The organism is Ferdinandcohnia sp. QZ13 (assembly GCF_031324165.1).
Lineage (GTDB): Bacteria > Bacillota > Bacilli > Bacillales > Bacillaceae_L > Ferdinandcohnia.
In genome coordinates this window covers 847746-868917 of record NZ_JAVIVW010000001.1, presented here as the reverse complement: position 1 = coordinate 868917, position 21172 = coordinate 847746, and the positions used below count along the sequence as shown (strand labels likewise).

General features: G+C 37.9%; 21 protein-coding genes. 13 read left to right on the top strand and 8 right to left on the bottom strand.

The window, feature by feature from the left end; translation table 11 throughout:
• Positions 1-98: 98 nt before the first annotated feature.
• Complete coding sequence (locus RGU12_RS04240; RefSeq protein ID WP_309534942.1) at positions 99-305, top strand: hypothetical protein; 207 nt, start codon at positions 99-101, stop codon at positions 303-305.
• Entirely contained in the window at positions 271-1455 is a 1185-nt protein-coding gene (locus RGU12_RS04235) for an MFS transporter (protein WP_309534941.1), read from the top strand. Before RGU12_RS04240 ends, RGU12_RS04235 begins: the two co-directional genes overlap by 35 nt.
• A gap of 771 nt (positions 1456-2226) precedes the next feature.
• On the opposite strand, the gene RGU12_RS04230 is transcribed toward RGU12_RS04235, so the two are convergent.
• Entirely contained in the window at positions 2227-2391 is a 165-nt protein-coding gene (locus RGU12_RS04230; RefSeq protein WP_309534940.1) for a hypothetical protein, read from the bottom strand.
• A gap of 50 nt (positions 2392-2441) precedes the next feature.
• Positions 2442-2687, bottom strand: a complete 246-nt coding sequence (locus tag RGU12_RS04225; protein ID WP_116350871.1) for a DUF2164 domain-containing protein — start codon at positions 2685-2687, stop codon at positions 2442-2444.
• A gap of 34 nt (positions 2688-2721) precedes the next feature.
• On the opposite strand from RGU12_RS04225, the gene RGU12_RS04220 reads away from it, so the two are divergent.
• Positions 2722-3141, top strand: a complete 420-nt coding sequence (locus tag RGU12_RS04220; RefSeq protein WP_309534939.1) for a hypothetical protein — start codon at positions 2722-2724, stop codon at positions 3139-3141.
• Positions 3142-3254: 113 nt separating this feature from the next.
• On the opposite strand, the gene guaC is transcribed toward RGU12_RS04220, so the two are convergent.
• Both guaC and RGU12_RS04210 read right to left on the bottom strand, forming a co-directional pair.
• Positions 3255-4238 carry a GMP reductase gene (gene guaC / locus RGU12_RS04215; protein WP_309534938.1) on the bottom strand — a complete coding sequence of 328 codons (984 nt, stop codon included), beginning with the start codon at positions 4236-4238 and terminating at the stop codon, positions 3255-3257.
• 170 nt (positions 4239-4408) lie between these two features.
• Positions 4409-4948: a helix-turn-helix domain-containing protein gene (locus RGU12_RS04210; RefSeq protein ID WP_309534937.1), complete on the bottom strand. Its 540-nt coding sequence runs from the start codon at positions 4946-4948 to the stop codon at positions 4409-4411.
• A gap of 228 nt (positions 4949-5176) precedes the next feature.
• Here RGU12_RS04210 and RGU12_RS04205 point away from each other — a divergent pair, with 228 nt between their 5' ends.
• Entirely contained in the window at positions 5177-5851 is a 675-nt protein-coding gene (locus RGU12_RS04205; protein ID WP_309534936.1) for an alpha/beta hydrolase, read from the top strand.
• Positions 5841-6266, top strand: a complete 426-nt coding sequence (locus RGU12_RS04200) for a DoxX family protein (RefSeq protein ID WP_309534935.1) — start codon at positions 5841-5843, stop codon at positions 6264-6266. The genes RGU12_RS04205 and RGU12_RS04200 overlap by 11 nt, the downstream gene beginning before the upstream one ends.
• A 40-nt stretch (positions 6267-6306) precedes the next feature.
• On the opposite strand, the gene RGU12_RS04195 is transcribed toward RGU12_RS04200, so the two are convergent.
• Positions 6307-7404, bottom strand: coding sequence for a metallophosphoesterase (locus RGU12_RS04195; protein WP_309534934.1), 1098 nt, complete (start codon positions 7402-7404; stop codon positions 6307-6309).
• Positions 7405-7757: 353 nt separating this feature from the next.
• Here RGU12_RS04195 and ltaS point away from each other — a divergent pair, with 353 nt between their 5' ends.
• The 3 genes from ltaS to panF all read left to right on the top strand — a co-directional run bounded on the left by ltaS (position 7758) and on the right by panF (position 11578).
• On the top strand, positions 7758-9716 hold the full coding sequence (gene ltaS, locus RGU12_RS04190; protein WP_309534933.1) for a lipoteichoic acid synthase: 1959 nt from the start codon (positions 7758-7760) through the stop codon (positions 9714-9716).
• A 117-nt stretch (positions 9717-9833) separates the two neighbouring features.
• On the top strand, positions 9834-10121 hold the full coding sequence (locus RGU12_RS04185) for a YhdT family protein (RefSeq protein ID WP_309534932.1): 288 nt from the start codon (positions 9834-9836) through the stop codon (positions 10119-10121).
• Entirely contained in the window at positions 10118-11578 is a 1461-nt protein-coding gene (panF, locus tag RGU12_RS04180) for a sodium/pantothenate symporter (RefSeq protein WP_309534931.1), read from the top strand. Before RGU12_RS04185 ends, panF begins: the two co-directional genes overlap by 4 nt.
• A gap of 390 nt (positions 11579-11968) precedes the next feature.
• Here panF and RGU12_RS04175 read toward each other — a convergent pair whose 3' ends face one another.
• Together RGU12_RS04175 and RGU12_RS04170 are read right to left on the bottom strand one after the other, a co-directional pair.
• On the bottom strand, positions 11969-12409 hold the full coding sequence (locus RGU12_RS04175; protein WP_309534930.1) for a cell wall hydrolase: 441 nt from the start codon (positions 12407-12409) through the stop codon (positions 11969-11971).
• A 162-nt stretch (positions 12410-12571) separates the two neighbouring features.
• Positions 12572-13456 carry a sulfite exporter TauE/SafE family protein gene (locus tag RGU12_RS04170; RefSeq protein ID WP_309534929.1) on the bottom strand — a complete coding sequence of 295 codons (885 nt, stop codon included), beginning with the start codon at positions 13454-13456 and terminating at the stop codon, positions 12572-12574.
• A gap of 163 nt (positions 13457-13619) precedes the next feature.
• Here RGU12_RS04170 and RGU12_RS04165 point away from each other — a divergent pair, with 163 nt between their 5' ends.
• The 4 genes from RGU12_RS04165 to RGU12_RS04150 all read left to right on the top strand — a co-directional run bounded on the left by RGU12_RS04165 (position 13620) and on the right by RGU12_RS04150 (position 18718).
• On the top strand, positions 13620-14030 hold the full coding sequence (locus RGU12_RS04165) for an RrF2 family transcriptional regulator (protein WP_309534928.1): 411 nt from the start codon (positions 13620-13622) through the stop codon (positions 14028-14030).
• A gap of 417 nt (positions 14031-14447) precedes the next feature.
• Positions 14448-16190 (top strand): ABC transporter ATP-binding protein, encoded by a 1743-nt coding sequence (locus tag RGU12_RS04160; RefSeq protein WP_309534927.1) that lies wholly within the window; start codon positions 14448-14450, stop codon positions 16188-16190.
• Entirely contained in the window at positions 16187-17923 is a 1737-nt protein-coding gene (locus RGU12_RS04155; RefSeq protein WP_309534926.1) for an ABC transporter ATP-binding protein, read from the top strand. Before RGU12_RS04160 ends, RGU12_RS04155 begins: the two co-directional genes overlap by 4 nt.
• A gap of 150 nt (positions 17924-18073) precedes the next feature.
• Complete coding sequence (locus tag RGU12_RS04150; RefSeq protein ID WP_309534925.1) at positions 18074-18718, top strand: SDR family oxidoreductase; 645 nt, start codon at positions 18074-18076, stop codon at positions 18716-18718.
• 46 nt (positions 18719-18764) lie between these two features.
• Here the strand turns inward: RGU12_RS04150 and RGU12_RS04145 are convergent, their stop codons facing one another.
• Positions 18765-19748, bottom strand: coding sequence for a Gfo/Idh/MocA family protein (locus tag RGU12_RS04145; protein ID WP_309534924.1), 984 nt, complete (start codon positions 19746-19748; stop codon positions 18765-18767).
• A gap of 118 nt (positions 19749-19866) precedes the next feature.
• On the opposite strand from RGU12_RS04145, the gene RGU12_RS04140 reads away from it, so the two are divergent.
• Positions 19867-21162: a purine/pyrimidine permease gene (locus RGU12_RS04140; RefSeq protein ID WP_309536268.1), complete on the top strand. Its 1296-nt coding sequence runs from the start codon at positions 19867-19869 to the stop codon at positions 21160-21162.
• Positions 21163-21172: the final 10 nt, after the last annotated feature.

Below are 21172 nucleotides of genomic sequence, written 5' to 3'. Positions count from 1 at the left end.
GAGGAGATTATCCATGCATTTTTAACGGAATGTATTTTTCCACCGGAGAAAAAGTTTGTATGATACACTATTTAAACTAGGTAAAAGGGGAGTACATCATGTCTGATACTATAAAAAAACCAACATTATTCATCATTGCGATTGCATTGGGAGCCATTTTAAACCCACTTAACACCACGATGATTACGGTCGCTTTACCATCGATACAACGGGATTTCGAGCTTTCATCAACTGATACTTCATGGTTAATCGCCTCTTACTTCATTGTAAGTGCAATTTTTTTTACCAATCATTGGAAGGCTTAGTGATTATTATGGAAGGAAGCGAATATTTCTCATTGGATTATTGCTCGTGTTGATATCATCTATCCTTGCGCCAATGTCGAAAAGCATGATGATGCTTCTAAGCATGAGACTGATTCAAGCGCTTGGCACATCAGCACTTTATCCAGCAGGGATAGGGATGGTCCGCCTGTATATTAAACAAAATCAAAATCGGGTGATTGGTACGTTGGCGGTATTTGCAACTACTTCCGCTGCGTTTGGACCAACGATTAGTGGTTTACTGATTGAATATGGAGGCTGGCCAGTTATTTTCTATGTCAATCTTCCGGTCATTTTACTGTCTGCACTTTTAACATGGCTCTATATCCCGAAAGATGAGCCCAGTGAAGGGAAAACATATAAATGGGATATTCTCGGAATGATTCTATTTAGTGCTTTTATCACAAGTTGGATGGTCTTTTTGCTATCATTGGAAGGCGGTTTTAATGGTTGGTTCTTGATTCTTTCTATTGGTTTGTCGATTCTTTTTTATAGGTATGAAAAAAAGAAAGCAGAACCTTTGATCAATGTCGTCTTTTTGCAAAAGAATCCTACGATTTCTATTATTTATGCACAGTACATCTTAGCAACGCTGATATTCTTCTCAATCCTTTTGTTTGCGCCCATCTATTTACAGGAGGTTATCGAGCTGGGTTCAGAATACACAGGATTGATGATGTTGGCGTTATCCGTATTTGCGATGATCACAACACCAATTGCCACAAGATGGGCAGAAAGAGTGGGGTACCGAGTTCCGCTACTTGCTGGGGCGGGGATTGGAATTGTAGGAGTCGTATTCCTTTATATGACGACAAAAAATTCCTCGTTGCTGTGGATTGCCTTGGTTTTGGCGCTGTTTGGAATTAGTAACGGTCTGATGAATATCAGCTTGCAAAACCTGTTATACACATTTATTCGTGTCGCTCAAACGGGAATTGCATCTGGTTTGTTGATGACTTCAAGATTTATCGGAAACATCCTAGCATCCAGCATATATGGTGTCGTTTTTGCCATTGGGCTAAATGATATGAGTAAAAATTCGATGGCGATCGTCTTGTTGGCTGTTTCATTGGTCATTATTCCGGGTATGTTTTATGTTACGAATCAAAAAATGAAGACGGAACAATGGTAAAGCAAAAAGCCATAATGCATCAAGGGGCATTATGGCTTGTTTTTTTTTATTGATTTGATGATGCGAAATGTCTCTGAGACAAGGTCTGGGAGACAAATTTAGTTCAAATGCTAAGTAAAAGGTCTCTGATAAGCCGTTTCAAGGACAAATCAAGCTCAAATGCGAAACGAATTGTCTCTGAGGCTAGGTCTCAAAGACAAATCGAGTTGAAATTCCGAGCGAAATGTCTCTGAGACATGCTATCGTGGACAGATTGAATTTTATAACTACATGAATTGTCCGTGAGAAGTCTTCTCGAAGACAAAACTAGCGCAAATGCAGTTCGAAATGTCTCTAAGGCAAGGTCTCGAAGACAAATCTAGTTCAAATGCTAAGTAAAAGGTCTCTGATAAGCCGTTTCAAGGACAAATCAAGCTCAGTTGCAAATCGAAATGTCTATGAGACAAAGTCTCGAAGACAAATCTAGTTCAAATGCTAAGTAAAAGGTCTCTGATAAGCCGTTTCAAGGACAAATCAAGCTCAAATGAAAGCGAATTGTCTCTGAGGCTAGGTCTCAAAGACAAATCAAGTTAAAATCCCTAGCGAAATGTCTCTGAGACATGCTATCGTGGAAAAATCTGATTAAATAACTACATGAATTGTCCGTGAGAAGTCATCTCGAATACAAACCTAGAACAAATGCTGTGCGAAATGTCCTTGAGTATCAACCATGTCCCTTTAATAAACAAAAATATTCCTAGATTAAGAAGGATTCTTCCTCTTTCTCTCGAACTATTTAGGTAGATTTTTTTTCAATTTTATAAACGCTTCAACCGACTCATCAAGCAATCTTTCACGATTCATGTCTTCGTTGACATCAGAATCAACTTCCATCTCTGATTTGAAAACACCATATGTATCATCTGGATCAAAGAGATTATCGTTGTCTTTTTTCATATGCTATCACTCCTCGTATAGTAGTGTGAGCAACCGTATGAAAATCTACTCTATCTTTTAATAGGTCTTTCGAGCGTTAAAATTTCATCGTCAAGAGAAGCGAATTGTTGATCCACAACCGCTTTTACATCATGGACGGCAGCATTGTAGATATGTGGTGCCAGTTTTTCTTTTACAAAATGCAATACCTGCTCTGCTGCAAACTCACTGATTTCTTCATCTCTTTCAAGTGAGAAAAATTCCTGTATATCGGAAATCATGAATTGCTGTTGTTCTTTTGTAAGCTTAATAAACAATAAAAACACTCCTATTCTAAAAGGTGGAAACCTAATGAAATTAAAAACAATTTTAATATTAATACCGTTACTTCTTGTCCTACTATACAGTTTTACATATGTGCCGCACAAGCTATTTGATATTCATCCTTCCGATGTTTCAAAAATACATATAGTCGACGGGAATTCAGGATTTAGGTTTGATATTACTTCAGAAGAGGAAATCCACCGAATTATTAAGAATTTAAACGAGGTTACGTTTAAAAAAGGGAAGCCCTCAGTAGGCTATATGGGTTATCGTTTTAACACAACCATTTACAACAAAAAAGGAGAGCCAATCAAGGAATTAATCATTAACTCTAACGACACCATTAGATATAAAGGATTTTTCTATACGACAACAGACATACCGCTTGAATATGATTTTATCGATGAAGTAGGGAACCAGAGGGACGGTTCTATTGGCTCTCATTAGGTATTTATGGAACTAAAAGGGAACCCCCAGAACAAGACTGGAGGTTCCCTTTTACAAATATATACCTAGTTCAATAGCCTAAAATAGGGACCAGGAGAACCGTCCCCTTGCTCTTAATAAATGCGATCGCCGTTGAAGATTGAGTTTTTGACGACTACGTAGTCGACGTGGCGGATGGAATCTAGTTTGTTTCCGCCTGAGTAAGAAATAGCAGACTGCAGGTCTTGTTCCATTTCTTTCAGTGTATCTTTTAGTGAGCCTTTGTGCTCCACGTAGATTTTCTTACCTTCAACATTCTTCTTTTCGCCTTTTTGGAATTCGGAAGCTGAACCGAAGTATTCTTTCACTAACTTCCCGTCCATTTCTTTTGTTTCACCTGGTGATTCTTCATGTCCAGCGAAGAGGGAACCGATCATAACCATTTTCGCACCGAAGCGGACTGATTTTGCTATATCACCGTGAGTACGAATACCCCCATCTGCAATGACAGGCTTTGTTGCAGCTTTTGCACACCAACGAAGTGCTGCTAGTTGCCAGCCGCCAGTTCCGAAACCAGTTTTGATTTTTGTGATACAAACCTTACCTGGTCCAATTCCAACCTTCGTTGCGTCCGCACCCGCATTTTCTAATTCTCTTACTGCTTCTGGAGTACCAACGTTACCAGCGATGACAAAGCTCTTTGGCAAATGCGCCTTGATATGCTTTATCATTGCAATTACCGAGTTTGAATGACCATGAGCAATATCAATTGTGATGAATTCTGGTACAAGGTTTTCTTCAGCAAGCTGTTCGACAAATGTGTATTCCTCAGGTTTAACGCCAACACTAATTGAGGCAATTAAACCACGAGATTGCATGTCTTTAATAAAATCAACACGTTTTTCTGGGTTAAAACGGTGCATAATATAGAAATAACCATTTTCAGCTAAAAATAATGCGATTTTCTCATCTATAATGGTCTGCATGTTAGCAGGAACAACCGGAAGTTTAAAGGTGTGGCCACCAAATTCAACTGTTGTGTCACACTCAGAACGACTGTTTACAATACATTTTGCTGGGATTAATTGAATATCTTCGTAATCAAATACATTTTCCATTAAAAACACTCCTAAAACCGAATATTATTTTCTTTGTTATTTAATAATGTTCGTACATTAGATAATGTACATGATTTTTAAAACGATGTCAAAGTTTTTTTCTTATTTTTAGCCGAACAAATGATAACCAAGAAAAAAAGCCTGCGATTTTTCGCAAGCTTTTAACAAATCTAAAAAATATCATTCAATTCCGAATCGGAGTAGACAGAGATCAAAATCACTGCAGTGGTTTCACCAATATTCTTTACAAAATGGGGAACACTGGCATTCCAGCTAAAGGAATCTCCCTCTTCAACGATTACGGAATCTTCCCCTTGTTCAGCGAGGATTTTTCCTTTTAAGACTAAATGGCATTCTTCCCCTTCATGTGCATTCGGTTCTCCCATGGAAGCACCAGGTGGACATTCGACAATCATCATGCGCAAGCCGCCCTTGGATGTGAGATGTTCCACCTGTAAATGATTAAAGGATGTTTTTATACGAGCATCCTTACGAACGACCCGCATGTGTTCTTTCTTTTCTAATAATAAGTAGGGAAGAGGAACCTCTAGAAAATCAGAAATTGTTTTTAATGTGTTAATCGATGGAGAGGTATTGTTATTTTCAACATTGCTGATAAAACCCTTTGAAAGACCCGTGCCTTCACACATTTGGGCGATGGTTATTTTTTTTCGATTGCGTATTGCACGAATTTTAGTACCAATATCCATAATTTGTACCTCACATGTTTTCTAGTAGGAAACTTAATTTTATATTAGCAAAAAAAGTGTTGACAATCTACTACAGGTATTGTTATCTTATAAACAACAAATATTCATATAAAGAAACAAACCCGAGGGTTTTTCTTTTTTTGCCCATTAGTTTCTTTATACGAATATTTTATTTCTATACAAATACTTTGCTGTGGGGATACTTTAAGTAAATATAATGAAGAAGGGATGATCGAATTGAATTCACCTTTTGTTTATGAGCTACGCAATCCTTCCACACTTGATCCTGATAAAAAATATCCTGCTTTGTTTTTAATGCATGGAATGGGGAGCAATGAACAAGATCTCCTCACGTTAACAAAAGGATTAGAGGAACTATTTTATATTTTTAGTATTCGTGGACCATTACCACAGCCACCAGGCTATGCCTTTTTTACAATTGAAGGTTATGGGAAGCCGCACAGAAAAGTATTCGACCAGAGCATTGGTCGACTCACACAATTTCTTGATTATGCTTCGCAAAATTACCCAATTGATCAAGAAAACGTCTATTTATTAGGATTTAGCCAGGGAGCCATCGTTTCGATGACTTTAGGGCTTTCATTAGGAGACAGAATTAAGGGTATTGTTGCATTAAGCGGGTATATTCCTGGTTTTGTAAAAGAGGAATATGAAATCCAATCTGTCGAAAACCTTTCAATCTTTATTTCACATGGACAACAAGACCCTGTGTTGCCGTATCAATGGGGAGTGGAGAGTAAGGAGTTTTTTGAAAAGCAGGGAGCGAATGTGAGCTTTCATTCTTATCCAGAAGGGCACACCGTTTCACTACAAAATTATCGTGATTTCATCGAATGGATCACGAACGAATTGAAAAATGGAGGAAATAGAGATGCAAAATAAATTTGAATTAGGTAGTTTAATTATAAGAGTTGTTTTAGGTATTACATTTTTTGTTCATGGACTTGTGAAGTTCCAAGACGGAATTGAAAACACGGTTGGCTGGTTCGACAGCATTGGACTACCAGGGGTTTTAGCATATGGAGTAGCAGGTATTGAGCTTGTTGGTGGAATTATGTTAGTTCTTGGATTATTTAGTAGAATCGTGTCTATCTTATTTGCGATTGTGATGGTTGGGGCAATTATAAAAGTGAAACTTGCAATAGGCTTTTTAGGTAATGGACAGATGGCAGGTTATGAATTAGATTTAGCATTTCTTGCGATGGCTGTGATGCTTGCTATCACTGGTTCAAAGGCATTTGCGCTTGATCAACTGATTTCAAAAGGGAAAGAAAATACGACAACTTCTATTAATTAAGGAGAAAAGCATTACCTTTGTACATAAAGGTAATGCTTTTTTATTTAAAGTCTACATTAATAATAACAACCTCTGACCTTGTTCCAAGTCTAAGGGGTGGTCCCCAAGTTCCAAACCCGGAAGATACAATGGAATTTAAATCTCCTTTTTTCAATAATCCGTAATCATTCTCATAAAGCAAGTTGGTAATTAGATTACCAGGAAAAACTTGTCCGCGATGGGTATGTCCTGACAAAATCAAATCGATTCCGTTTGCCTGTGCAGCATCTAATTCATTCGGCTGATGATCAAGCATAATCATCGGTTTTGATGAATCAAGTGTTGAAACTAGCTTCGCTATTTCGACACGATTTTTATTTGTATCATCATTTCTTCCTATTATATAGATTTCATTTTCAATCATCGTCACTTCATCGGTTAATACCTCAATCCCGAGCTTCTCCATTTCTTCGACAATTTTTTCGTTATCCCGCCCGTAGTAGTCATGATTTCCCAGTGTGGCATAGACACCAAGTGGTGCATTGATTTTTTGCATCATGTCACCCATGTTTTCTTTTAAAAATGGCTCAATGTGATCATCGATAAGATCCCCAGGGATCAACACAATATCTGGACGAGTTTCTTCTACTAAATGGACAAATTTTTCGAGATGGTTTTTACCAACAATGCTCCCAAGGTGAAAATCAGAAGCCATTAATATCTTTAAACGATCCCGATCGACATTTTTGTCGATCGAAAGATGGTACGTCTGAACAACAGGACTCCATGCATAGAAAGTTCCGAAGCTAAAGATTAGGATGTACACCGTTAGCACACTGAAACCGATAGTGCGAATGACTTTCTTTTTTAATAGAAAGAAGATAAGGGTGGCAAATGGTAGGAGGATAAGTCCAAATCCTGTTAGGATGAGCCAATAATACCCAATCGTCTGTAGAACGGCTGATGATGTCGAATAACCAACAAAAATGGTTAAGGATAAAGCCAAAATGACTAAGGTATATGTCTTTTTATGTCGAAAAGAAAAGGAATGTTTGAGCCACACCCATCCCATATACCCAATATAAAAGCTCATACTACTATAAAGCAAGAGAAATAGGAGAATCGCTAGAATAAACATAGTTCGAATAGCCCTTTCCATTTAAAGTAATTCCTTTTATAGTAGTATAATTGAAAGCAATTGTTTCGTCTTTTATTTTGCTTCCTTTTGTAAAGAAAAATTGGTCATAAATCAGAAGAATGTAACGTATTTTATAAAAGTTTGTAAATACGGTGTACAGGCTAGTGTGTAAGGGAATACATAAGTTGCAAGAAAATTTCGGGGTTTTTCAGAGCTATTGACTTTTTGACGAAACGTAGTAAAGTAAGTGAATGTATTCCTAATGTAAATTTAATTACATTTGTTAATAATTTGTTCATATTTGCTTGGTAAAATAGTTTTTACGATTTTAGTTATTGAAATAATTTTTGTTTAGATTGAAGGTAGGTGCAATCATGAAAGAGAATTTTCTAAAACGTGGTCAAAATATCTTCACTGGCTTTTTTGGCTTCTATTTAGTAGCAGTGTTATTACTTTGGATAAAAACATTTATTTCACAATCAACCGAATTTAACTTAAATATTGATAATTCATTACAAACTTTTTTATTGATTTTGAATCCACTTGGATCAGCTTTATTCTTTTTAGGTCTTGCATTTTTAGGAAAAGAGAAAAAGAGATATAGACGACTACTTATTATCTATTTTTTAATGTCTTTCCTTTTATACGCGAATATTTTATATTACCGTTTCTTTAGTGATTTTATTACATTGCCAACATTGTTCCAAACACAAAACTTTGGTGATGTGAGCGGAAGTGTTGTTTCACTTTTAAAACCGTATGATTTCTTATTCTTTGTTGACTTTATCGTACTTCTAGGACTTGTTGTATTTAAAGTTGTCAAGATTGAAACGAAAACAAGTGTGAGAGGGTTAAAAGTAGCTGCATTATTTGCGTTTGCGATTTTGATTTCAGCTGTTAACCTTACACTTGCAGAGGCTGATCGTCCACAGCTATTAACACGTGGATTTGACCGCCATTATATTGTGAAATATTTAGGTATGTATAACTACACGATTTACGATGCTGTTCAAAGTACAAAAGCTTCTACGCAAAGAGCATTAGCAGATAGTAATGATAGCATTGAAGTGATTAACTATACAAAAGCAAATTATGCTGAACCAAATCCGGAGTCTTTTGGAGCTGGTAAAGGCATGAACGTGATTTATCTTCACCTTGAGTCCATGCAAAACTTCTTAATCAATTATAAGCTGCATGGGGAAGAAGTAACACCTTTCTTAAATTCATTAGTGAATGAAGGGAATACCCTTTATTTTGATAATTTCTTCCATCAGACCGCACAAGGTAAAACGGCTGATGCAGAGTTTATTCTTGAAAACTCATTATATGGTTTACCACAGGGATCTGCGTTTACAACGAAAGGCTTGAACACGTATCAAGCTGCTCCAGCAATCCTTGGACAAGAAGGTTATACATCTGCTGTATTCCACGGTAACTCAGGTAGTTTCTGGAACCGGAATGAAATTTATAAATCATTTGGCTATAATCACTTCTTTGATTCAAGTTTTTATCAAATGAATCCTGAAGACCTTGCTGAATATGGATTAATGGATAAACCATTTTATGAGCAATCAGCAGATTTATTAGAAACATTACCACAGCCATTTTATACAAAATTTATTACAGTAACGCATCACTATCCATATCGAATCGATGATGAAGATGCAACGATTGAACCTCATACAACAGGTGATCGTTCTGTTGATCGATATTTCCAAACGGCACGATATGCCGATGAAGCATTAGAGCAATTCTTCAATGATTTAAAAGAAAAAGGTTTATACGATAATTCAATTATCATTATGTATGGTGACCATTATGGTATTTCTGAAAACCATAATAAAGCAATGAAGCAGGTTTTGGAAAAAGAAGAAATTACACCATTTGATACAGCTTCCCTTCAACGGGTACCGTTATTTATCCGTGTTCCAGGAATGGAAGGTGGGGTTCAGCACCAATATGGTGGTCAAATTGATCTTCTGCCAACACTTTTACACTTACTTGGAATTGATTCAAAGGATTATGTACAATTCGGAACAGATTTACTCTCTGAGCAACATGATCAAGTGATTCCATTCCGTAATGGTGATTTCGTAAGTCCAACCATTTCTTCAGTCGATGGTAAGTTTTATAATTCAACAACAGGTGTTGAAATTACAGATGACCAGCTAGACACTGCGAAAAAGCTTCAGGAAATCGTAGAAGAAAAATTAGCTACTTCTGATAAAGTTGTAAATGGTGACTTGTTACGATTCTACACACCACAAGGATTTGAGCCAGTTGTTCGTTCAGACTACAATTATTTGATTGATGGTGAGGAATCAGCCGAATAATGATAATCAAGCTACCTAAGGATGTTTCTTAGGTAGCTTTTTTGATGGGAAGGCGCCATTTTTGGGCAGGATAGGTAAATAATAACACGATTCATTGTTTAATAAGGAGAAGTAGGTATGGATAAGAAAAACAATACAGGTGACCGTCGATATAAGGTCGCTAAAAAAGAAGCAATAATAGGAATCGGTTTAGCGGTTTTCAATTTCTTATGGTGGTATGGCTTTGCGTATGGACTAGGGTCAAAGCCGGTTTCCGAATATACATATATCGCTGGTTTACCAAGTTGGTTTTTTTACAGTTGTGTTGTTGGTTTTATTGTGGTGGTTTTATTGGTGATTATTCTTGTAAAAATGGTCTTTGAAGAGGTACCGTTTGACGAAGAAGAGGGAGGGGACTCGTTATGAATTGGGAAGTATTAGTCCCTTTCCTTGGTTTACTAGTCATTATTTTTATGATTGGCATTTATGCAGCAGGGCATTTGAAGAGTAGCTCCGGATTTCTTCAAGATTATTTTCTAGGAAGCCGTGAGTTAGGGGGGTTTGTCCTTGCGATGACAATGGTTGCTACGTATGGAAGTGCGAGTAGCTTTATCGGTGGCCCTGGTGCTGCCTACAATATCGGGCTTGGTTGGGTCTTGCTCTCGATGATTCAAGTGGTAACGGGGTATTTTGTTCTTGCAGTTTTAGGGAAAAAATTTGCGATTGTAGCACGTAAGATCAATGCTGTAACCCTTATTGATTTTTTAAAGGAGCGCTACCATTCGAAGTGGGTGGTTTTGCTATCATCTGCAAGTATTATTGTGTTTTTGTTTGCTTCGATGTCTGCCCAATGGGTCGGAGGTGGGAGATTAATTGAATCCTTGACAGGTTTATCTTATACGAGTTCATTATTTATATTTGCTATATCTATTTTAGTTTATGTGACGATTGGTGGATTTCGTGCTGTTGCTCTTACGGAAACCATACAAGGTATTATTATGTTTATTGGGACTCTAATCATCCTCATCGGAACAATTATTGCAGGTGGAGGTGTCCCAGCCATCATAAAAGAGCTTATTGGGCAAAATCCCAATCTTGTCTCACCATTTGGACATGATCGTTCTCTTACTCCGTTATATATATCCTCTTTTTGGATTCTTGTAGGATTTGGTGTTGTTGGATTGCCACAAATTGCTGTACGCGCAATGTCATATCGGCATGCAAAAGCAATGCACCAAGCGATGATTATCGGAACCATTGTGGTTGGCTTTATTATGCTTGGGATGCATTTATCTGGTGTATTTGCAAGAGCGATCATTCCTGGGGTAGAGGTTCCAGATACAGTTATGCCGTTGTTAGCAATGGAAGTATTACCCCCGTGGTTGGCTGGAGTTGTTCTTTCCGCACCGATGGCAGCAATCATGTCTACCGTTAACTCGCTTTTATTAATTGTCGGCTCTACCGTTGTGAAGGATGTGTATCTAAATTACATAAAGCCGGATGCATCAGAGCCAGTCGTGAAAAGACTGAGTATGAGTGTAACAGCATTGGTTGGCGTACTCGTCTTCCTAATGGCGATTAATCCTCCTGATTTGTTAATCTGGCTCAATTTGTTTGCGTTCGGTGGGCTTGAGGCTGCGTTTATTTGGCCAGTAGTACTTGGCTTGTATTGGAAAAAGGGGAATAAGTATGGAGCCATCTCTTCAATCATCGTTGGAGTAGGTAGCTATATTCTGATCCATACCACGAATCCTGAACCCTTTGGTATGCACTCTGTTGTTTTTCCTGTTTTATTCTCACTCATTAGTTATGTTGTCGTAAGCCTACTGGTGAAGGAAAAAGACTCTGAACATTTACGGAATATTGATGCGAAGTTTTCATAATCGACAAGTACAGAGTGCTTGTCTTTTTTTATGCTTGTGAAGGGGACTACTGTGAAAATCTACATTTAAAAATTAAATACCGCATCAAGCCCATATTTTTCGATTAATAAAGGCAGTGAGAGGATAGTATTTAGAAAATATGAAAACCCCCACAATCTGTGGGGGTTACAGAGTGTAGACAAAGTCATTGCTGACTTTGTCTACACGATTTATTACAGGATATCTAGATATAAATTACTCCCCCAGACTGTCTTGAAAACGCTTGTCAGACAAGGCGCACAGCCGATCGAAGACGCGAATAGAAGTTGCCTTCATGAGCGGACGAGAGAGGCAAGCAACGAAGTATGCGAGCGTTTGTCAACAGTCTGAAACCCCCACAAACTGTGGGGGTTACCCTCTATAAACACTATCGCATGTATTAGCCTCTGGTTCATAATAGCAATGGTTTTTAAATTGTCCTGCAAATGGTTGACCGTACCATGTCGGTGGACATGGTGCATACGGGTTAAAATACCAAAGAGAATACTTTGAAGGATGCTCCCTCCAATAGTCCAATGTTTGCTTAGCTAACCTTTTTTCAACATTTCTAGCTGGATTATAAAACAGGTTGCCTTTTTGTACTGCTTCAAATGAATAATTTCCACCTTGTACATGAAAAATCACATCCCGTATGGACCTAAGATCTTTAAAGTCTAAACAACTGGCTACTGCGCGATTTACAATGACGTTACCAACCATCAGCATTCCTTGTCGCCCTTCAGCTTCAGCTTCAGCTCTCATCATCCTTGCCACTAAATTTACATCATTGTCCGTATATTTTACTCTAGGCATTTTCATCACCCCTACAAGAATTGTATGAAACCTCTCTCCAAAAAAGTCGGTTTTGATTAATTTTTATCTGTTTGTTCTAAAAAGGCACGGTAGGAGTAGCTTTTTATGCTCGGTGAATAGGAATGGCTCGATAAAAGAACATCAGGCTGTGTGTGTAGTGGTTTAATCTAAAACTTGTTTATTATATCCACTCTTTTTGAGTTTCCAAATGACGTTTACTACTGCTATAAGCCAAAAAGCGCTAAGGATGATATACGTGTATAAGCTTACCACCTGAGAAATATCTAAAGCTCCTAACAGAGTTCTGATATTTGTTATTATAATAATTCCACCCACAAGTGTACCTAATAGATTGGTAGGAATGATTTTAACCAACCATGCTGCAATTGGAGCTGCGATGATTCCGCCTATCATTAACGCAAGCACCCATTGGAGATTAATGTTCGACCAGCCCAATGTTAAGAGAAACCCTAGTGTAGATGAAACAGCTATAGCAAATTCACTTGTATCAACTGAGCCGATTACTTTTCTTGGCTCCATTTTATGACCAGTCAATAAAACGGGTGTCGCAATTGGACCCCAACCTCCACCTCCTGTTGCATCGAAGAAACCCGCAATAAAGCCAAGGGGAACAAATTGCTTTTTTGTCCATTTCTTAGTTGAGGATTTTCTATTTGAGTTAAATTTAAAAAGGAATTTATAAATCACAAAAACTCCTAAAATTAATAAGAAAATTGATATATAGGGTTTAATAATATCGCCAGGTATACTACTTAAGAAACAAGCACCTAAAAATGCACCTATAGAGCCAGGTATGATTAGTTTATAAACAACCTGTTTATCCACATTTCCAAATTTTATATGTGATACACCTGATGCAGCCGTTGTTACGACTTCAGCCATGTGTACGGATGCAGATGCAACAGCTGGTGCAATCCCAAACATCAGTAATAATGATGTAGAGGTTACTCCATAGGCCATACCCAAAGAACCATCTACTAGCTGTGCGGCTAGACCTATAAAAGCAAGTAAAACTAACCTTTTCACATTAATCTCTCCTTTTTCTAACAATCCTGAATAGACTATAGAGAAGATTTCGAATTGTTGACTAATCTAATCAAGTTTCTAACCTAAGATATGAAGTATTCTTTGGCTGGGTACTTTATCCCAATAAATATGGCGCCTGAATTTTTGGAAAAGGGGAGATCAAATGAAGGTTTCGAGTAGGGGAGAATATGCGTTGCGAGCCTTAATTTATCTTGGTGTAGAAAGTAAAAATTTAATTAATATAGAGGAAATATCGGAGAAAACACTTGTACCAGTAAATTACTTAGAACAGATTCTCCTGCAATTAAAAAGAAATGGCTATGTGCAAAGTAAAAGAGGTGTTAATGGAGGTTACAAATTAAGCAGAAGTCCAAATGAGATTATCATTGGCGACGTTATTAGAAACTTAGAAGGACCACTTGCACCCATGGGGTGTGTAAGCATAACGTCTTATGAAAGTTGTCCGTTAGAGGTAGGATGTTTATTAAAACCCTTATGGGCATTAATTCGCGATAAAATCGCTGAGTTATTAGATCATACTTCGCTTAATGACATATTAGAGGGGAATGTCTAGGCTAAGGATGTTTTTTGTTAAAAAAGTATAAAAACAATAATCTGATAGTTGACAATGGTATGAAAAAAATGGTAATCTTCAAGAACACTAATAAAAATTTTACAAAGGAGGAAAGGACAATGAGAGACCCAAAAACACGTAAACTACACCACAATTTTATACATTGTCCATACCTTTATTTGTAGAATTGTAGATTCCTAATGCAATTACAGGTATGGTACGCCAACTATACCTTTACAAAAGATGCATGCTCTTTTAGGGTATGCATCTTTTTTGTGTGGAGTTTTTTAGTGAATACGCATGAAGGGGAGAAGAAAAAATGTGGAAAAAGCGAAGAGTATTGATTTTCAACAAGGAGTTGCTAGATAGTGGGTAGCTCAAGGCTAACAACTGTGAACGAGAAAGAAGGTATGAGAGATGTTTGAAGTATTAGGTAAACTTAGTTGGTTTTTTAAAAAATACTGGTTGCAATATACAATTGCCATTGTTTTGTTAATGATAGCCACAGTATTAGAAGTGATTCCACCATATTTACTTGGCTCAATTATCGATGTTTTAACAGCTGGTGAAATGACAAGGACTGTATTGATTCAATATATTTTAATATTCGTAGTCATTATCGTTGCTGGCTATTTCTTAAATTTCTTTTGGCAGTACCGATTGTTTGAAGGTTCTTTAAATCTTGAAAAAGTCATGCGTCGAAAGCTCATGTTGCAGTTTTTAAAAATGACACCGACTTTTTATGAGAAGAACCGCACTGGGGACCTAATGGCACGTGCGACGAACGACTTGAATTCCGTTTCACTAACAGCGGGTTTTGGAATTATGACGTTAATCGATTCCACCTTGTTTTTGGGAACGATTATTTTTGCAATGGGATTCATGATTTCATGGAAATTAACCTTCTTTTCAATGCTACCAGTTCCTATTATGGCCGTGCTCATTCAATATTTAGGGAAAATTGTCCATGAACGATATATGAAAGCCCAGGATTCATTTGGAGAATTGAATGATAATGTCCTAGAATCAGTTGCAGGTGTGAGAGTCATTCGCGCCTACGTCCAGGAAAAGAAAGATGAACAAGTCTTCGCTGATAAAAGTGAAGAGGTTTACCAGAAAAATATGCATACAGCGAAGATTAATGCTTTATTTGGCCCGATTACGAAAGTCGGTACGGGTATTAGCTATGTAGTAGCACTAGGTTATGGTGCATTTCTTGTAGCAAATGGCGAAATGACAGTCGGTCAGCTTGTTACATTTAATGTGTATTTAGGTCTTGCCGTGTGGCCGATTTTTGCAATTGGTGAATTGATCAACGTTATGCAACAAGGGAATGCTTCACTTGATCGTGTCCAAGAAACGCTCAATTATGAGGCAGATGTAAAAAATTCAAATGATCCAGTTGCTGTTTCGACACCGAATCATATTGGATTCCATGATTTAATGTTCCAATATCCAACGAGTCAGGTAAAGAACCTACAGAAGATTACCTTATCCCTAAAAAAAGGAGAAACACTAGGTATCGTTGGGAAAACAGGTGCTGGAAAAACCACATTTTTACGACAATTACTACGCGAATATCCATTACAGGAAGGTCAACTCAGTATTGCCGGAATTGATATCGCATCACAGACGAAGGAACAAATACTTGATTGGATTGGATATGTTCCTCAGGATCACGTGTTATTTTCACGTACGATTCGAGAAAACATTTTGTTTGGTAAAGAAGATGCTACAGATGCAGAAATCGAGAAGTCTATTCATTTAGCATACTTTAAGAAAGACTTGGAAAACTTACCAAGGGGACTTGAAACCCTTGTAGGAGAAAAAGGTGTTTCCTTATCTGGAGGACAAAAGCAACGCGTTTCTATTGCACGTGCGCTTATCAAAGACCCTGAAATCTTAATCCTGGATGATTCACTATCAGCGGTTGATGCGAAGACAGAGGCACGAATCATCGAAAACATTCAGAATGAGCGAAGTGACAAAACCACGATTATTACGACACATCGTTTATCTGGTGTTCAACACGCTGATCATATTATCGTGCTCGATGAGGGTCAAATTACAGAACAAGGGACTCACGAAGAACTTCTAAGACAAAATGGTTGGTATAAGGAACAATTTGACCGTCAGCAGCTAGAGGAGGGTCAGGCATGAGTACAGGTAAACGTTTAACAAAATATGCGATGTATTACAAGGGACCTATTTTCATTGGACTATTTTTCCTAACGATTGCAGTCCTTACGGATTTAGCAGGCCCATTTATTGCGAAATATATCATCGATGAATATATGGTCATTGGAAATATTGAAATTCAGCCAATTGCATGGTTACTTTGCTTATATTTGATTTTAGCCATCGCTACGGCGATTTTACGATATTTCATGTATATTTATTTACAGGTAGGAGCGAATCGGGTTATCCAAAAATTACGTAAGGATGTATTTGGTCATATTCATACATTACCGATTCAATTCTTTGATCAACGGCCAGCCGGAAAAATTGTCGCACGGGTTACGAATGATACAGAAGCCGTTCGAAATTTATATGTGCAGGTACTTTCAAATTTTGCGACAAGCTTTATTTCCATTGCGGGTGTTTATATTGCTCTTTTTATACTCAATTGGAAAATGGCGATGCTTGCATTACTCATGATTCCGCTCATTTATGTTTGGATGATTTTATATCGGAAATATGCATCACAGTATAATAAAGTGGTCCGAAAAAAAATTGCGGACATCAATGCGATGATCAATGAGTCCATTCAAGGAATGACAATTATTCAAGCCTTTCGTCGTGAAAAGCAAATGACGAAGGAATTTGATGACATGAATAATGAGCATTATGCATATGGACGAAAACTATTATTATTAGATTCTGCTACTTCATTTAACTTAGTAAATACTTTGCGTCTCATGATGTTCACGGTTTTCATTCTTTATTTTGGCACACAATCATTATCAGTAGGTGAGGTTGCCTCAGCTGGTACGCTGTACGCCTTTGTTGATTATTTAACAAGGTTATTTAATCCAATAACGAATGTTGTGAATCAGTTTTCCCAATTAGAACGCTCACTTGTGGCAGGAAAACGAGTATTTGATGTATTAGATTTAAAAGGGGAAGAGGTATCAGAGGAAACCATGCCAAGATATGATGGTCATGTGGTATTCGATGATGTCACTTTCGCCTATAAGGACGATGAATATGTATTAAAAAATCTATCGTTTGAAGCAAAACGTGGTGAAACGGTCGCCTTAGTTGGTCATACCGGTTCTGGAAAAAGTTCAATCATGAACTTGCTTTTCCGTTTTTATGACCCATCCAAAGGAAAGATATTTATCGATGGTATTGACATCACAACAACGCGAAGACAAACTATCCGTCAGCATATGGGAATCGTATTACAGGATCCGTATTTGTTCACAGGTACCATTGCTTCAAATGTAAGCTTGAATGACCCGAAAATCACACGGGGAAAAGTAGAGGAAGCATTACAAGCAGTTGGTGCAGAACGAGTTCTCAAGAACCTTGAGAAAGGAATTGATGAACCGGTTATTGAAAAAGGAAGTACACTTTCATCAGGTCAACGTCAGCTAATCTCATTTGCTCGTGCACTAGCGTTTGACCCTGCGATTTTAATACTGGATGAAGCGACTTCAAATATTGATACGGAGACCGAAGAGATTATTCAACACGCGATGGATGTTCTTAAGAAAGGGCGAACAACTTTTATTATTGCTCACCGTCTTTCAACTATCAAAAATGCAGACCGCATTCTTGTATTAGAGCGAGGAGTCATTAAAGAACAAGGGACGCATGATGAATTATTGGCTCACGGCGGTATTTATGCAAACATGTATCGCATGCAAGCTCAATCACTATATGCGTAAGTTTTTTGGACCACACGAGTTAAGGCTCAGTGGTCTTTTTTTATGCTGCTAATATAAGTATTCTTGAAGTAACGATGAAGCCCATTCGTTTGAAAACTTTTCCTTAACTTGTAATAATAAAAGAAATACAATCTGAAAGGGGCTAGATGGATGAAGGTTTGTGTAGTTGGAGCAAATGGACAAATTGGAAAACAAGTGGTGAAGTTTTTAAAGGAAAGTAGTGAGCATACACCACTGGCAATGGTGCGTAAACAAGAGCAAGTAGCCTATTTTGAGAAGTTAGGTGTTGAAACAGTTTTAGCAAGTATTGCTGATAGTGTGGATAAAATTAGTGAAGCGATTTCGAACTGTGATGCAGTTGTATTTACTGCAGGGTCTGGCGGTCACACAGGTCCAGATCAAACGCTATTAATTGACCTGGATGGGGCTGTGAAAACAATTGAAGCGGCTGAAAAAACGGGAGTAAAACGCTTTGTCATGGTTAGTGCGCTAGGAGCAAATCAACGGGAAAAATGGAATGAAGCCATCCGTCCGTACTATGTCGCAAAACATTATGCAGACCGAATTCTCGTACAAAGTGAGTTAACCTATACGATTGTTCGACCTGGTGGCTTATTGAATGAGGAAGGCACTGGGAAGATTGCTGTAGGAGAGAATTTAACGAGAAATACAATCCCCCGTTCAGATGTCGCAAAAGTGATTGTCGGTTCCTTAACGGAGGAACGTACATTTAATCAGGCTTTTGATCTTGTAAGTGGGGATGAGCCGATAGTAGATGCATTAAAAAAGTTATAGGGTATACATTACGCTTGCGATAGGGTTGTATCGCAAGCGTTTTACCTTATTGATCTGCAGGAAACACTAGCCCCATTTGGTTCCGGGCTTCATCCAAAATTTCCATTACCGCGATTGAGTTTTCGTATGTATTGACAGTTGATTCGAATGAACCATTTTTAATTAATTCAATAAATTCCTTTGCCTCATAATACATCGTGTGTTGCTCAGGAAGGATTGAAATATCTTCGACACGACCATCCCGATACCGGATTTCAACTTTTTCAGGAGAGGAGATTTTATCAATCAGAATGCTACCATTTTCACCTTGTATTTCAGAAGGGATGTATGAATTCGTGATTTTCGAAAACATCATCATTCCCTCCATCTCCTTGTAATGGGCGAGAATACTACCTTCGCCATCCACACCCGAATCAAGCATTAGACCACTTGCTTTGATTGAATCCGGCTTTCCAAATAATTGGACCATCGGATACACACAGTACACGCCAATATCCATTAATGAACCATTTGAAAACTCAGGTTTAAAGGCATTTAAAATCGTACCTTTCTTGTAGGCATCATAGCGGGATGAATACTGACAATAGCTCGCAAAATAGCGCCGAACAGGACCGATTTTATGTAAGTTCTCGCGAATACTTGCATAAGAAGGGAGAAACCCAGACTTCAAAGCTTCCATTAAGAGCACTTGATTTCCTTTTGCCGCATGAATCATTTCGTTTAGTTCCACCGAATTTGAGGCAATCGGTTTCTCACAAAGAACATGCTTGCCATGATTTAATAGAATTATGGCTTGAGAGGCGTGAAAGGAAGTCGGGCTTGCGATATATACAGCATCAATTACATCAGATTGTGCCATTTCTTCAATCGATGTAAAGGTATAGGATGCTTGATATTTTTCAGCGAATTCCTTTGCGCGTTCCTCCGTACGCGAGTACACCGCTGTTAATGAAAAATCCTCGATTGTTTTTGTTGCTTCTAAAAATGCATCTGTTATCCAATTAGTACCGATTATTCCAAAACGAATCATATATTTTCCTCCATAAACAAAAATAAGAGCATATACTAGATTATACCAGACATACACAAATTGAAAAAAATGATAAAATAAAGACCATACATAATGAATAGGGATGAGAATATTGAAAGTGTTTTTTAGTTCATTACAATGGCTTGCGTTTATCATTGCAAGTTCGATTGTTGCACCAATTGCGATAGCGGCTCTTTATGGAATGGACCCAGCTGATACGGCAAGCTTTGTTTCGCGGACTTTCCTAGTGCTCGGATTAGCAAGCTTAGTCCAAGTGTATTTTGGGCACCGTCTGCCGATTAATGAAGGACCGGCCGGTTTATGGTGGGGCGTGTTTATCATTTATGCAGGTCTAGGACCAACCTTGTACGGCTCCGGGGAAGATACACTCCGAGCGATAGAAGCGGGGATCTTGGTTAGTGGAATTTTATTTATGCTTTTAAGTGTACTTGGAATTATTGATCGAATTTCAAAGCTATTTACACCGGTTGTAACAGGAACTTATCTGATTTTACTTTCACTTCAACTAAGTGGTTCATTTTTAAATGGAATCTTTGGGGTGGGTTACCGGGGAGAAAAAACGGTAAATCTCAAAATCTTAGTTATTTGTCTGTTTATTATTCTTTTCACGTTTGTTTTTGCAGAAAAGGGACCTCGGGCATTAAGACAATACTCCGTTCTTATTAGCTTAGCCCTTGGTTGGATCATCTTTGCTATTTTCGGTCTTACTGAGCCAATCAAAGTGACATCGAATAAATTGATGGAATTTCCTCGTATATTTGTCTTTGGGAATCCAGTTTTTGATAGTGGAATGATTGCCACAGCGATCCTTGTGACTCTATTGCTGTTAACAAATTTGATAGCAAGCATAAGAGTTGTTGAGCAGGTGCTACACTCCCAACGGATTAAAACTGAAAAAACTAGATATCGTCCGGCAGGATTTATGGCAGGGGTTAATCAAATGTTCGCAGGGATTTTTTCAGCGGTTGCACCCGTTCCAATCTCAGGTGCTGCAGGTTTCATTGCAACCACGAAAATTAATACAAAACTCCCTTTTATTGTCGGTAGTTTTATTTTAGTCGGCATTAGTTTTTTTCCTAAAATCATGAACTTTGTTTCAGGATTGCCGGCACCAATCGGGTATGCGACGGTTTTTATTATATTCGCCAATCTCATGTTGCCTGCTTTAGCTGCATTTGAAAACTTGGTGAATAAGAGTCGTTCCCGATTGATTATTGTGTTCTCTTTATTTGTTGGGATTGGATCAATGTTCGTGCCTTCAGATGCTTTTAAGGATGTGCCCCCTATTTTAACGTCGATTTTAAATAATGGACTCGTTCTAGGAACAATTGTCGCCATCTTAATTGAACAAACTGTTACACGACTGGGCTCGAAAAAGAGAGAAAGAGCCTAGTCGAAAGGGA

Bases quoted from the DNA above. Each gene is read 5' to 3' on its own strand.
- RGU12_RS04230 (WP_309534940.1), bottom strand. From the start codon at position 2,391: ATGAAAAAAGACAACGATAATCTCTTTGATCCAGATGATACATATGGT.
- RGU12_RS04195 (WP_309534934.1), bottom strand. From the start codon at position 7,404: ATGGAAAGGGCTATTCGAACTATGTTTATTCTAGCGATTCTCCTATTT.
- RGU12_RS04240 (WP_309534942.1), top strand. From the start codon at position 99: ATGTCTGATACTATAAAAAAACCAACATTATTCATCATTGCGATTGCA.
- RGU12_RS04205 (WP_309534936.1), top strand. From the start codon at position 5,177: ATGATCGAATTGAATTCACCTTTTGTTTATGAGCTACGCAATCCTTCC.
- RGU12_RS04160 (WP_309534927.1), top strand. From the start codon at position 14,448: ATGTTTGAAGTATTAGGTAAACTTAGTTGGTTTTTTAAAAAATACTGG.
- RGU12_RS04150 (WP_309534925.1), top strand. From the start codon at position 18,074: ATGAAGGTTTGTGTAGTTGGAGCAAATGGACAAATTGGAAAACAAGTG.
- ltaS (WP_309534933.1), top strand. From the start codon at position 7,758: ATGAAAGAGAATTTTCTAAAACGTGGTCAAAATATCTTCACTGGCTTT.
- RGU12_RS04185 (WP_309534932.1), top strand. From the start codon at position 9,834: ATGGATAAGAAAAACAATACAGGTGACCGTCGATATAAGGTCGCTAAA.
- RGU12_RS04175 (WP_309534930.1), bottom strand. From the start codon at position 12,409: ATGCCTAGAGTAAAATATACGGACAATGATGTAAATTTAGTGGCAAGG.
- RGU12_RS04200 (WP_309534935.1), top strand. From the start codon at position 5,841: ATGCAAAATAAATTTGAATTAGGTAGTTTAATTATAAGAGTTGTTTTA.
- RGU12_RS04165 (WP_309534928.1), top strand. From the start codon at position 13,620: ATGAAGGTTTCGAGTAGGGGAGAATATGCGTTGCGAGCCTTAATTTAT.
- RGU12_RS04210 (WP_309534937.1), bottom strand. From the start codon at position 4,948: ATGGATATTGGTACTAAAATTCGTGCAATACGCAATCGAAAAAAAATA.
- RGU12_RS04220 (WP_309534939.1), top strand. From the start codon at position 2,722: ATGAAATTAAAAACAATTTTAATATTAATACCGTTACTTCTTGTCCTA.
- RGU12_RS04155 (WP_309534926.1), top strand. From the start codon at position 16,187: ATGAGTACAGGTAAACGTTTAACAAAATATGCGATGTATTACAAGGGA.
- panF (WP_309534931.1), top strand. From the start codon at position 10,118: ATGAATTGGGAAGTATTAGTCCCTTTCCTTGGTTTACTAGTCATTATT.
- guaC (WP_309534938.1), bottom strand. From the start codon at position 4,238: ATGGAAAATGTATTTGATTACGAAGATATTCAATTAATCCCAGCAAAA.
- RGU12_RS04145 (WP_309534924.1), bottom strand. From the start codon at position 19,748: ATGATTCGTTTTGGAATAATCGGTACTAATTGGATAACAGATGCATTT.